This window comes from Nitrospira sp. T9 (assembly GCF_052156535.1).
In the GTDB taxonomy this organism is placed as follows: domain Bacteria; phylum Nitrospirota; class Nitrospiria; order Nitrospirales; family UBA8639; genus Nitrospira_E.
This window is the reverse complement of sequence record NZ_JBQKUP010000024.1, coordinates 50,682-63,690: the sequence shown is the minus strand read 5'-3', so window position 1 is coordinate 63,690 and position 13,009 is coordinate 50,682. Positions and strand designations below refer to the sequence as shown.

7 protein-coding genes are annotated in these 13,009 nt (G+C 53.2%); 6 read left to right on the top strand and 1 reads right to left on the bottom strand.

What is annotated here, in order from left to right:
- The first annotated feature begins 2 nt into the window (after positions 1-2).
- Together ACTRXD_RS03070 and ACTRXD_RS03065 are read left to right on the top strand one after the other, a co-directional pair.
- The gene (locus tag ACTRXD_RS03070; protein WP_442430374.1) at positions 3-629 is read left to right on the top strand and encodes a L,D-transpeptidase; all 627 of its coding nucleotides are present in this window, start codon (positions 3-5) and stop codon (positions 627-629) included.
- 74 nt (positions 630-703) lie between these two features.
- The gene (locus tag ACTRXD_RS03065) at positions 704-1,303 is read left to right on the top strand and encodes a hypothetical protein (RefSeq protein ID WP_442430373.1); all 600 of its coding nucleotides are present in this window, start codon (positions 704-706) and stop codon (positions 1,301-1,303) included.
- A gap of 395 nt (positions 1,304-1,698) precedes the next feature.
- Here ACTRXD_RS03065 and ACTRXD_RS03060 read toward each other — a convergent pair whose 3' ends face one another.
- Complete coding sequence (locus ACTRXD_RS03060) at positions 1,699-2,394, bottom strand: arginine N-succinyltransferase (RefSeq protein ID WP_442430372.1); 696 nt, start codon at positions 2,392-2,394, stop codon at positions 1,699-1,701.
- A 172-nt stretch (positions 2,395-2,566) separates the two neighbouring features.
- On the opposite strand from ACTRXD_RS03060, the gene ACTRXD_RS03055 reads away from it, so the two are divergent.
- The 4 genes from ACTRXD_RS03055 to ACTRXD_RS03040 all read left to right on the top strand — a co-directional run bounded on the left by ACTRXD_RS03055 (position 2,567) and on the right by ACTRXD_RS03040 (position 12,996).
- Positions 2,567-3,445: a M48 family metallopeptidase gene (locus tag ACTRXD_RS03055; protein ID WP_442430371.1), complete on the top strand. Its 879-nt coding sequence runs from the start codon at positions 2,567-2,569 to the stop codon at positions 3,443-3,445.
- A 659-nt stretch (positions 3,446-4,104) separates the two neighbouring features.
- Positions 4,105-7,986: an AAA family ATPase gene (locus tag ACTRXD_RS03050; protein ID WP_442430370.1), complete on the top strand. Its 3,882-nt coding sequence runs from the start codon at positions 4,105-4,107 to the stop codon at positions 7,984-7,986.
- A 203-nt stretch (positions 7,987-8,189) separates the two neighbouring features.
- Positions 8,190-11,618, top strand: coding sequence for a TM0106 family RecB-like putative nuclease (locus ACTRXD_RS03045; RefSeq protein ID WP_442430369.1), 3,429 nt, complete (start codon positions 8,190-8,192; stop codon positions 11,616-11,618).
- Positions 11,619-12,069: 451 nt separating this feature from the next.
- Entirely contained in the window at positions 12,070-12,996 is a 927-nt protein-coding gene (locus tag ACTRXD_RS03040) for a hypothetical protein (RefSeq protein WP_442430368.1), read from the top strand.
- The last annotated feature ends 13 nt before the right edge of the window (positions 12,997-13,009 follow it).

Below are 13,009 nucleotides of genomic sequence, written 5' to 3'. Positions count from 1 at the left end.
TCATGCCCCCCCACTCACGCCAGACACTTCTGCTGAGCCTGCTCGTCGTCGTGACAACGGCACTTGGGGCTTCTCCTCCCCAGGCTCCAAAGCGCACCCCAGCCGTGGTCCCGGTGACGATCCACCCCCAGGAAGCACACATCCCGTTTTATCCTTCCGGTCTCGATCTCCTTGCCACGGCACCCAAGGGCATCTACCTCGTGGTCGATACGGCTCAAAATCGGGTATCCCTTCGAAAGGGCAATCGAATTCTCTACAGTGCCGTGGCTTCAACCGGCAGCGGGGCACGACTGCAAGATCCCCGCAATCCCGGCAACGGATGGGTGTTCGATACTCCGCGTGGGGTGTTTACGATTTCCAGTAAAATTAAAAATCCGGCCTGGAACAAACCCGATTGGGCCTTCATTGAAGAGGGGCAACCCATTCCAACCAAACCCCAAGACCGGATTGAAACGGGCGTGCTGGGAGACTATGCCCTTGGTTTCGGCAATGGCTATTTCATCCATGGCACGCTGTATACGCGAACGCTGGGCACCAACGTCACCCATGGCTGCATCAGACTCGGAGATGAACCGCTTGAATATGTCTTTCACCACGTGCCCCTTGGCACCACCCTGATCATCTATTGAATCCTCACAAGCCGTTTTTCATCCACTGGCCACTCCAAACCATCAGCTCCTACTTGGTGTGGATGCTTCTCCTCATGCTTGTCCTGGGAGAAGCCTGTTCTTCCCAGAGCGGGGCTCAACAAAAAACCTCTTCTCCTCCCGCTGAACAAGAGCTGCAAATGGCAAAAACCAAATCTCTCTATTTCATCGTCGATACCGACAAAAACATCGTATTGCTCAAAGCCCGTGGCATCCCACTGCGGACATTTCCTCTAACCGGCGCCAAGTGGATCGGAGCCCCTCTCACCCACTCAACCGTACTGCACCTCCAGACGAAAGACCCATCGGTCTCTCCCCTGCCCATTTCTCCCCCATCAGATTTATCTCAGGAATCTTCGCCGGAAGATCCCATCACTCCGTTAACCGTCAGCAACATGCCCACTCGCTATGAGCTCACCTTTCAAGAATCCCTGACCATTCTGGTCCAACCCCCTCACCTCCCCTCCTTTTGGGCAAACCTGGGGCATCAAATTGCCGGCTGGGGGCGACAGGTCACAGCCAGAATGGCGTCCTGGGGAGGGTCACACCAATACCTGGTGCTCTCACTTGATCCTGCCGAAGCGCAAGCCTTATATTGGGCCGCCATCCCGCCTATGACGTGCCTGGTAATTCCGGGAAATCCCGCAGACCAATAAAGCCCGTTCTCTCATTCAGTGATCTATGGTTCGTTTTCTACCAGTGGCTGAAGATTCGCCAACGATATCACCCAAAACATGAAAGCTCAGAATCTACCAACTACGCTGGGCATGAAAAAAAAAGAGGGGGAATACTATCCGAAGGATTGAAGATGGCATACAAGACAACGAGGGAGACTGTACCACCAAAAAGCAGCAACCGGAGAACGGAAACTCCAAGGCGGCCGTGAGCACTTCAACCCAAACGGCTGGAGATAAACGGCACCGGGTGGGAAATTTCTTTTCGCCTGGGGCGGCGCGAAAGTCGAAAGGAGAGAGGATGATGTTACTGAAATGCTTGAAATTCAGCCATGTTCTAGGCGAATGAACCGTCTTGCGCTGGAAATGGGCGACGACTACTCTTTCAACATGACATACAATTGACCATCCTGGATTTTCATATCCTCGACACCCTTCGAAAATTGATCCCAAAATCCACCTGAGCCACCATATTCTTCCACCAGGTTGGTATTCTTAATATCTCCCCACCAGGCACTGGGAAGCGGAATGCCACCGAGACTAATACCCCGCATCGCCACCACAGGCTTCCCATTCGTATAACTGAGCTCCAGTCCAAAATTAAGTTTCAACATCTTTCCACCCACAATGGGCATCTCGTGATTAATCGGGACCACCAGTTGGACACTGACGAGGTCGTCCGCCATATCAACAGCCACATGTCTGGCCATATACGAATCGGTGGCAATCAAGGCATTCACTTCCCGCTCGGTTAATTGAATCTCCCGATTCCCATCGGCTTCAGAATAGGGCACTGGTTCAAGGGCCGCGTCTAGTGTGGACGGGGAAGGTTGGGACACAGATGAAGAAGCGGCATCGGCCGACTGAAGTAAGTAAGTCATTTTGGCATTCAAAACCTGCTGCTCCGATTCAGCCAGTCGGGTCGGTTGAAACATTGTGGCATACACGTACTGGTTCATCCACCATATGACACCCAACCCCGTGGCCAACACCGCAAGCCCGACAAAAAGAATAACCTGTTTCCCACTAAACTTTCGCCGTGAAACCACGACTTGGGATGTCTCAGTATTCATCGCCTCTCCCTTTCCCAGGTGACCATCATGCAGAAAACACGCATGCCCATTTTAGGATTATCAACGCTAGCCTCTTTTGGCTTGTTTGCAGTAAGCTTTCACCCTCCTGCCTATTCTACCGCAAAATTTTACTAGCGATACCGTTTCATTGAGCCCCAGGAGAACACAGACGATGCGATTAGGATTATTTGGGGAAAATAGGGGAATGAGGGGACGACCCCGTGCACGCATGAGTTGGAAAATGCGGCTCATCCCGCTCGTCTTATTCGCGATATACGGACTGTATTTTTACGTCTCGAACCAGGAAACCGTACCGTTGACCGGTCGTTCCCAATTGGTGGACATAACTCATGAGCAGGAAATGGCCTTGGGTCTCCAGTCCTACCAGGAAATCCTCAGCCAATCCCGGGTCATTCCGGAAGGACAGGTCGTAGATCTGGTCCGAACCATCGGCCGCCGTCTGGCAAATGCGGCAGCCGATGTGGATCCCGGATTCGAATGGGAATTTAATGTGATTGACTCTCAACAAGCCAATGCCTTTGCCTTACCAGGTGGGAAAACCGCCGTATATACCGGGCTCATTCCGGTTGCGGAAAATCAACACGGATTAGCCGTCGTCATGGGCCATGAAATCGCCCATGCCATCGCGCGTCATGGCGCCGAGCGGATGGCGCATCAAAAATTAGTCCAGATCGGCACCATCGCCGCCACGGTGGCCGTCGGGGATATGGATTACGATACCCAGAGAATGGTCATGGGTGCATTAGGAGTCGGCGCACAATATGGCGTGCTCCTCCCCTTTTCCCGCGACCACGAGTCGGAAGCCGATTACATGGGCCTGCTGTTTGTGGCCCGTGCCTGTTTCGATCCCACGGAAGCGCCAAGACTCTGGGAGCGCATGGGAGAAATGAGTCAAGGGAGACAGCCGGCCGAATTCATGTCCACCCACCCCAGCCACGGGACCCGCATCAAACAATTTCAAGAATGGATGCCCGAAGCCCTCGCCCTTCGTGACCAACATTGCAGTAGCAAGGCTCTTCCTTCCTCATAGAAATCCTCAATCAAGATATTCTTACACCCTACCACCCTCCACTTTCTTGAACCCGACGCCTGCCGTCCGGCCCAAGGATCTTGAAGAATCGCCTCAAGAGAATTCAAACCCGTATAGGCTGTTAAAATTTTGAGTGCAAGACATGAGGTGAGAAATCGAAATTTTCTCATTCCAGCAATTGTGAGGCCATCGGCACAACAGGCTTTCAGTATTCTTCTGCACAGCACAGGAAAAAGGAGCAAAACTTGACATTATTAGGAGTGATATCTAATTTCCTTGCGCATGCATCCGTAAACCCTTCTAATCCAATTATTTACTCCAATTGCTTATAATTGCCCAATTTCACTTAGAGAGGATTCGTCATTCTCGTCAGGGAAGGCATAACCCTGATCAAAATCAGCAAGCTGGCGCTTCTTCACAGATAGAGCGGCTTGGCTTTTCTAACAGAAAAGAAAATCCTAGCCACTCATGCCATTGTTCGGGACAACGATGGTGACCATACAAACTCAGTATTACACTCCCAAGCTTAGTAATTTAGGAATGGGTATCCCAAGAACAAAAGTCAATTTCACCTGAACTAGGCGAGTAATAAATAAAATTACAATCGTGAGAATGGGCAACCGAGACGAAACGGATGCAATGGGCCGGGAGACGCTATTATGGGGATATCATTAAGCGAAGCAACCACGTTGTTACTTACGGGGAAGACGCTGACATGGGAAAAATACAAAGTCCACAAGGCCGGATCGATCACCCTTGACAAGCCGGAGCAGCGCCGCTTGCTCGAATTCTTACTTAGCTGCAATTCCGCAGATGTCGCACAGGAAAGCGAAAATCTCTTTGCAGGCATTGTAAATACTTGGGAAAACGAAGGACACGATCCTGCGACTCGTAAGGTCCATACAAGCGCCCCAACCAACTCGCAATCATGGCGACTTGACCGGATTGAGGCCTTCGGCTTCGGTGGCCTTACTGTTTGCGGTGGAAAAAAGTTTGATCTTTTCGTTGGCGGTAGCAATTGGTGCCTTGAAGGCCAAAACGGTTCGGGTAAGACCTCCCTTGTAAGTGCGATTCTTTGGGCGCTGACCGGAAAGCGAATTCGAGAACATGAAGGGCCGGTGGACGAACGGGGCGAACGCGAGCCTGTTGAAAACGACGAGGGCAAATCGATCGGAAAGTGGCCGCCATTGGCTGCTTATCCGCCAACCGTAGGCGAGCTAGGCCATTCAGCCGAAGTTTGGGTGCGCCTAACCTTCAAGGCTAAAGACGGCGAGATCGCGACCGCCTACCGTCGGATGGTGAGCCCGCCGAATGGCTATGCGCAGATGGAAGAACAAATCGATGACCGGCTGCAGACGGCGTCTCGCCCTGCAGAAATTGGCGTATTAATGCCTGCACGGCTCGCAAAGATCGGCTTTGGCAAAAGCAGCCAGTCGCTTTTCGAAGCGATCAAGCAGCTTACTGGGCTAGACCAGTTATCGGACATTGCCGAGGGCTGTTCTGTCCTTGGCGCGGGCAACAGAAAATTTATGAAATACGCCAAAGAACAAGGGATCGAGAATCACGCACAACGATTCCGCGACAGTATCACCACCGCGAAGCAACTGGCGGAAGAATTCCAGTTCGAGTTGCCCGACCCTATCGCCCTCGGCATCAAAAATATGGACACCACGCTCAAGGCGGCGGCAAAGAATGCCTCGGAGAGTGCAGGCAAGATTCTTACGACTCTGAAGAGTGAGATTTCGACTACCATCGACACCGCCACCACCGAGGGACGCGCCAGCGTTAAGAATGCGGTCACGACCGTGCGCGGGCTTGTCACTCAAGACGCCAGGTCCATTCCACTCTTCCAGACATGGAAAACGCTAACCGATGCAGCGTCGGATGAATCATTCGCCAAATTGCCTGTGGTCTTGGAAACCGCTAAGGCCGACTTGGCTAAAGGATTGGAATGGCACGAGCGGCAGATGAGGGACGGGAAGCTCCGCCTGAAAGCACTTGCCGCGCAGAGCTTCGTTCTCGAGAAGGATAAGGATTCCGATTGCCCACTTTGCACATCACCGCTCGATAACGAGCAGAAGCGGAGCTTGGCGGCGGAACTGCAAGACCTGAAGATTAACGCCGTAGCGGCGGAACGGAAGGTTGCCGATGTTTGCCGTAGCATTCAAGAGACGGTGACCGCTACAGTCCCGGTAGCCATCCGAAACAGTCGCACCACTATCGATGCCCTGAATCCGGTGGAGGGTTACTCCGCCGCGATGACCGAGATGTTTGTCACGGAAAAGCGGTTTTCCAATGTTTTGACGGGACTGGCCGCTTCGGCAAAGACCATGATCGAGACACATGCTAAAGAGTTACCCCACTTTTCCTACGTAGCATATACGCCGACCGATGGCGAGCTCGACGTAGTCACAAAATTGCGCCGCGAGATTCACGCGCTCGAACGCCTGATCATGCTCGTCGATTGGTGGAAGACCAATCACCCATTATTTGCCGACGCGTGGTGCAACCTGATCGGAAAGAAGCTGGAAGATGGCACCTTTCCCTTGGAAAGCGTCGAAGGAAAGTTGGTGGTGCTAGAACAAGCTTTAGAACATGCCCGCCCACTGGACGATTTCTCCAAACACTTGTCGAGCGCCGCAACCGCCTCAACAACCTGGGCGAAGATCGACACCGTTCAGAATACCCGTGAGAAAATTGCCAAGTCACTTGCGCCGCTAAAGGACTTGAAGCTCTTGGTGGCAGCCGAAACTGCCAGTTCCATCGCCCGCTTGTCGAGCACCATCAATACAATCTGTGAACGTATTCGCCTTAAGGAACGGTTGGTTTACGAAGAAGCTACTATCGGCCGAAAAGAAGTCACCGTTACTGGGAGTTTTAGTCCCGGCATGAGAATCGACGCGGCACTCGTTGCTAATACATCGTGGTTGCGCGCAATCCTTTGGTCTTTCGTCTTTGCCTTGCGAGAGGAAACGATTCAAGCTTTAGGGTTTAATCCATTTCCATTGGTCGTACTGGATGATCCGCAGGTGATGTTCGATCCCCGCAACAAACGAAAATGGGCAGAAGAACTGGCCCGTTGCGCCAACATGCCGATCACCGAGATGATGGGCTCGCAGCTCATTGTAACAACACACGAGCGCAACTTCTATCAAATGTTGATCGAACACGAAAAACTTTTTGCGCAGGAAGGCCTCATCGGCGGCGTGAATAAAATATCCGGCGTCGCTACCGTCGCCAATGGTGGCGAACTTCAGCGGAGTTATGACGAAGCCAAGGCTACCAACGACGACGCCAAGGCGCGTGAATATATCCGCAAGGTTCGTATCTACTGCGAAGACCTAATCAAGTTCATGCTACGCAGTGTGAGCAATGAGATTACTGACTTGACGCTCAACAAGCTAAAAGAGGAATTGAAAAAGTTACGCAGGGACCATGTTGCACCGTATGACCGCAAGGCGTTTGAAGAACTTATCAATGCTCTAAACGAGAGCATTAAGGCCATCCAATATCTCAACGAAACTCATCATAAGGAGGACGGGACCTACAGTATCGCCGAGGCCGAGGTTGTGAAGCAGTATTGGGAAAAGACCCTGCTCGATAAAATTCATACAGCCTTCGGCGTGTTCGACACGTTCGAGCTATTTACAGGTGAACCTCGGACTTTCCCATGGGCGAAGAACGTCATCGAGTTCCCCGATGGGCATAAGAGCAAGGTCAAATCCGCAGAAATGCAGCAGACCGGTGTGGCCGCCGCCGCGAAGACAAATGGGCGAGCGGGGGACGGTGTGCTGACTGTCGAGGAATGGGAAGCCGGTGAGAAAGTCGTACTTCCGAATCATGAATTGTTCCAGCTTGCCGCAGGAACGCTCGATCCCGTTGCCGGTATCGGTGACCTCATCATCGTGAGTAATTACGCGAAGACCAATCCGCTCGACCTCGTCGTAGTCGCCTCAGGAAGCACACTGCTCGCCCGGCGGCTTAACAGGCCTGATAACCATTCCGAGATCGTCGTCTTGACTGGCCAGGCGGTTGATCCATCGACGTTGCCACAGCCGGTCATTGTTCAGCCTGATAACCAATTTCGAAAAATTGTGGGGACGCTCTTCGTTGCGCATCTGTTACCTGTGCCACCAAGCGACCCTGATAGGGAGTTTATCGCGTTACCCAATACAGGAATTATCGAACAAACGCTAAAAGGCGCACGGCTTTTTAAGGTGCAGGGTCGTAGCGCAGAACCTATCGCCTTGGAGGGACAATACCTCATCACGCGCGGAAAGGTGATCAAGACGGACGCCATAGCTTCACTTGATGGACGGTTGGTGGTCGGCATCGACGAGGATGGTGCGCGTTATTTCAAACGCCTCCGGTGCCATAAAAAGCTTGTTGTGCTGGAAAGCCTCAATCCTGACGGATCGACGGCAGCCGAAGTTCTCAGCCTCGACGGCTCTCACGCATTGCCAAAGATTACGGAAGCGTTAGAAGTCGTCGGCGTGCTATTCGAGTTGCCGAATGCCAAGGATGCAACCGTCTTGTCCTGATCGCGGTGCCATGTCACCATAATAATGAATAACCGATTATGGTGGTCAAATTGAAGGAGTTGATCAGGGGATAATATTTGGTCACCAGCACTAACGGTATAATTGTTTCCATCGCCCCGTTTCATGTATTCGATCTCTCTCATCATTTTCGCGAACTATCCCAACGCCCATTGCAACCTGCTGACTGAATTCAATCTCCGCACATGAAGAAAGATCTCTCAGGGCAACTGGTGTTTTCGCCGAGCGATCTCATCTGCTATCTGGCATCACCGTTCGCGTCCTGGATGGACCGATACGCCTTGGAGAAACCCGGAGCCGTTGCGCCTGATGAGGAAACCGAGGATGGACGACTGATCGCGCAAACCGGCGCACAGCATGAACGCGCGGTGCTTGATGAATTCAAAACATCTGGCGCCAACCTGGCCGAAATTCCAAGGACCGATCCTACCGTTGCCCGGACAACGACCCTCTCCGCAATCAATGGAAAATTCCCCATTATCTATCAGGCCTTTTTGGAACATGAACCGTTCGCGGGGTTTGCCGACTTTCTTTTGCTCGATGAAACCGGATGGTATCAGGTGTGGGATACGAAACTGGCCCGCTCACCCAAGCCTTATTATGCGATTCAACTTTGTTGCTATTCGGAGTTACTCGCCGCTGCCACTGAAGCCCCGATGCCGGAAAAGTTCGGACTCATCCTCGGCACCAAGGAACGGGTTGAATTCCGGATCGAAGATTTCATCCATTACTACCGCCGAATAAAAATAAATTTCCTGACCATGCAGAAAGGCTTCACAGGGAACATCACGGATCGCCCGGAGCCTCTACCGCGAGCCGATCACGGCCGATGGACTTCCCATGCGGAAAAATTCTTCCAGGACACGGACCATCTCGTGCAGGTGGCGGGAATCAGCATGGGCCAGATAAAAAAGCTGAAGAAAGGTGGGATCGCCACGGTAGCCGATCTCTCTGCAGCCTCAGGCGCTTCCATTCGTAAATTGGCCACCGACTCACTTGCCAAACTTGTCGCCCAGGCACGGCTTCAATGCCAAACGCGGGCGGACCGGGCTGAAAATCCCGATGCCCCCCCGCGCTACGAAATATTGCCTCCAATCGGTGCGAATGGCGAACCGGTGGGCCTGGCCGCTCTTCCGCCGGATCATCCGGCGGATGTCTTCTTCGACATGGAGGGGTACCCGCTGGTTGCCGGCGGACTGGAATATCTGTTTGGAGTCTGCACGCGAACCGGGCAGCCGGATTCATTTGAGTTCATGGACTGGTGGGCACACAACCGGGAGGAAGAACAGCTGGCCTTTGAGGGCTTCGTGGACTGGGTCTTCAATCGATGGCAGCGTAACCCCGGCATGCACATTTACCATTATGCCCCGTATGAGGTCAGCGCGGTGCGCCGATTGAGCACCCGTCACGATACCCGTCAGGACGAGGTGGATGTGATGCTCCGGAACGAGGTGTTCGTTGATCTGTTTCAGATTGTCCGTAACGGCCTACGCCTCGGCGAGAATAGCTACTCACTCAAGACAGTCGAGCGCCTTTACCGACCGCAACGCGCCACCGAGGTGGCCACAGCGGCTGACTCGATCGTGCAATACGCCAGGTGGATCGAAAGCCAACAGCCGGGTGATTGGAATCACAGCCCCATCCTGAAAGATATCCGCGACTACAACCAGGACGATTGCACATCCACGGCAGAGTTGCTGCAATGGTTACGGAAAGTGGTCGTCGAACATCAGATCACTGCGGTCAGCCTGGATTCCGAAACGGCTCCGTTGGCGCCAAAAGAATTGCCACCGGAGGTCGTGACGCGATTGGAGACCGCTGCACAGCTTCGTAGGCAAGGAGATGCCATCTCCGCAATTCTTGCCAATGTGATCGACTTCCATCGCCGGGAAGAAAAGCCCATGTGGTGGCGCATGTTTGACCGCGCCACGGCGACACCAGAAGAACTCCGGGATGACCCGTCCTGCCTCGAGGGGATCTGCGCCGTGGGACCTCCCATGCCCGAAAAACTTTCACTTGTACAAGAATATCGATTCGATCCCTCTCAGGAATGCAAACTAGCTGCCGGGGATAACTCCAAAGTGATGTTCACCCATAATCTGAGGGCAAAATTCACCCTCTTGGAGCTGGATATATCCACGGGCAGTCTAAGCCTCAAGATCGGCAAGAAATCTCTGAGCGAGAAATTTTTAGGCGCGTTCCCCTCGCAGGGTTCACTGCTTCCGGACGAGCATGTCCCGGCAACGGCCATTCAGCTTGCATTGACGGAAGTGATTTCCAGACACGTGGCAGGGAGCCTTGATGCCCCGGTGTCCGCCCTCCTGAACCGGATGCCACCCGTCACCCCCCTGCAACAAGCGGGTGAAACGCCAACCGATGCGGCCATCAGGATTGCCGGTTCGATGGGCGGTGAATGCCTGGTCATCCAGGGGCCTCCCGGAACCGGCAAGACATTCACCGCCTCACAGGTCATCACGTCACTTCTCGCTTCCGGCAAAAAAGTCGGTGTCGCATCCAACAGCCACAAGGCCGTGATGAATCTTCTCACTGCCTGCGGCGACGCCGCTCAAGAGAGTGGTTCTCAGCTCCAGGGAATAAAAGTCGGAGGGGACGCCGAAGATCCATTGTTTACCTGCAACCCCGGCTTGCAATATCTCAAAGACGCCACCTCCGCGCACCAGGCTTATACCGGCGGAGTTGTCGGCGGAACGGCTTGGCTCTTTACCAGGCCTGAGTGGGAAGGCGCACTCGATTTTTTGTTTATCGATGAAGCCGGACAGGTTGCCCTGGCCAACGCCATCGCGATGGCTCGATGCGCGAAGAACCTTGTGCTCCTGGGTGATCAGATGCAACTTGAACAGCCTGTGCAAGGCTCCCACCCCGGCGATGCAGGTCTTTCCGCCCTTCAATATGCGCTCAAAGACCTGGAAGCCAGCCAGCCCGATTCCCCTATCATGCATGCCGTGATACCTCCGGACTACGGGCTTTTCCTCGGCGAATCCCGCCGGATGCATCCGGCCGTTTGCCGCTTCATCTCAGAGAGCATGTACGAGGGCCGCCTTAGATCACATCCCGACTGCGCCCGGCAGAAGATCGTGGTCCCGCCCGGCGCAAACGGCCTCATCGCCTGCGAAAGCGGGATCATGTTCAGCGGCGTGGAGCACGATGGCAATATCCAACAGAGCGATGAAGAAGTGGAACGGGTCACGGCGATTTATCACGCACTCCAAGGACGTCTCTACACCGACAAGGACGGCATCACCAGACCACTGGACCTGAAGCACTTCCTTTTCATCACCCCCTACAACGCGCAAGTCCGCGCGCTTCAGGTCGCCCTCCCAGACGGGGCACGCGTCGGAAGCGTTGATAAATTTCAAGGACAGGAAGCCCCTGTCTGCATCCTCTCACTCTGCTCCAGTTACGGGGAATACGGTTCACGCGGACTGGCCTTTATCCTTGACCGCAACCGTGTGAATGTGGCCATCTCCCGGGCGCAATGCCTGGCCATCGTGGTTGCTGATCCCCGGATCGCCGGCACTCCTCCCGGCTCCCTGGACGACATGAAACTCATCAACCTGTTTTGCAAATTAACCGATACCTCCATATACACATGAAACGGCATCGCCTCTTCTATCCTTGGAGTAAGTAATGAACCGGATCCTTATTGAGTTCCCTGCTTTCTTATAGTTGCATCACGATAGAACCGTTGGGAAACCTTCAAGCTCTTCATTCATACCTGTAAGAGTATCCAGAGTGACAGGGCAGGCATACAATGAAATCGCGTCTGAGAGCGTAATGGCTGGAGAGATACTCCCCTTATAAAGGGCAATTGATTATCATTAACCTAAAAACGGGAGTTACAGGGCCGCGAGCCCGTTCATGCTTCGAGAGCCTCAGCACGGACGGAGTATCGAAGTGGTCAACCGTTGGGTGAGAGTCCGTTCGCCCTGAGCGCCCCGCCTTCCGCGGCATTAGAAGGGTTTCGAGATGGCCAACTGCCGTTTTTAGGATTAATCGCGGATGCCAAGTTTTAACGTTTAATTCACTATTATTTACGAGGAAGACGTGCCTAACACCTTAGCCCACATCGGAGTGCAAGGCTTTCTGAATCAGGCCGTTAAACCGGGGATCGACCCTAAACTGGTGTGCCTGGGGTGTTTGCTTCCGGACATCCCATGGATTTTTCAAAGAGTCCTACTGGGAATCTTGCCGGGAAGCGATCCTTATACCATTCGACTCTACTGTATTGCCCAAGCATCCTTATTCGTCACGTTGGTGCTATGCGGGGCCTTAGCCTTCCTTTCAAAAACGCCAAAAGCCGTGTTCATGATTCTCGGCGTCAACGTCCTCCTTCATCTCGTGCTTGATGGCCTTCAAACAAAATGGGCCAATGGGGTCCATTTTTTTGCCCCACTGTCATGGGACTTATGGAATGTGGGGTTATTCTGGCCGGAAAGTCTTACAACCTATATCATGACCGGGGGAGGCCTACTTTATATAGGATGGCAATGGCGAAAGGGAATATCACAGCCGCTGCCAATCTCGACCTGGTCTCCTTTCAAAGTGGGGATATCGGCGTCGTTACTCCTACTGTACTTTGCGCTGCCTTTGGTTCTCATTGAAGGACCTCGAAACGCCAATAACCATTTCATCCGAACACTTGAAGAATTGGAGGCTCGTCCAGGACGTCCTCTGGAATCGGATCGATCTTCCTATGTGAAAACCCCGGAAGGCGATATGCTTGGTCTCTTCAATGGTGAAGAAATCAAGAGCGCTCAGGAAATTCTGGATCACTCCGCTTCTGTTTCGATTCGTGGACGTTTTGTCACGCCCACTCAACTAGATGTTCTTGAATTTCACGAACATTCCAGTTGGTTCCGTGATACGGGCAGTTACCTGGGTATCCTTCTACTTGTTGGCATGTGGTTGGGAGCTTTCCTGAAACAAGGCCTGTTCCACTCTTCAAGCAAGGCGGGTCATCATTCGAGTTAACAACAGGAAAAAT

Coding starts and splice junctions, on each gene's coding strand:
- ACTRXD_RS03045 (WP_442430369.1), top strand. CDS start 8,190: ATGAAGAAAGATCTCTCAGGGCAACTGGTGTTTTCGCCGAGCGATCTC.
- ACTRXD_RS03065 (WP_442430373.1), top strand. CDS start 704: ATGCTTGTCCTGGGAGAAGCCTGTTCTTCCCAGAGCGGGGCTCAACAA.
- ACTRXD_RS03060 (WP_442430372.1), bottom strand. CDS start 2,394: ATGAATACTGAGACATCCCAAGTCGTGGTTTCACGGCGAAAGTTTAGT.
- ACTRXD_RS03070 (WP_442430374.1), top strand. CDS start 3: ATGCCCCCCCACTCACGCCAGACACTTCTGCTGAGCCTGCTCGTCGTC.
- ACTRXD_RS03050 (WP_442430370.1), top strand. CDS start 4,105: ATGGGGATATCATTAAGCGAAGCAACCACGTTGTTACTTACGGGGAAG.
- ACTRXD_RS03055 (WP_442430371.1), top strand. CDS start 2,567: ATGCGATTAGGATTATTTGGGGAAAATAGGGGAATGAGGGGACGACCC.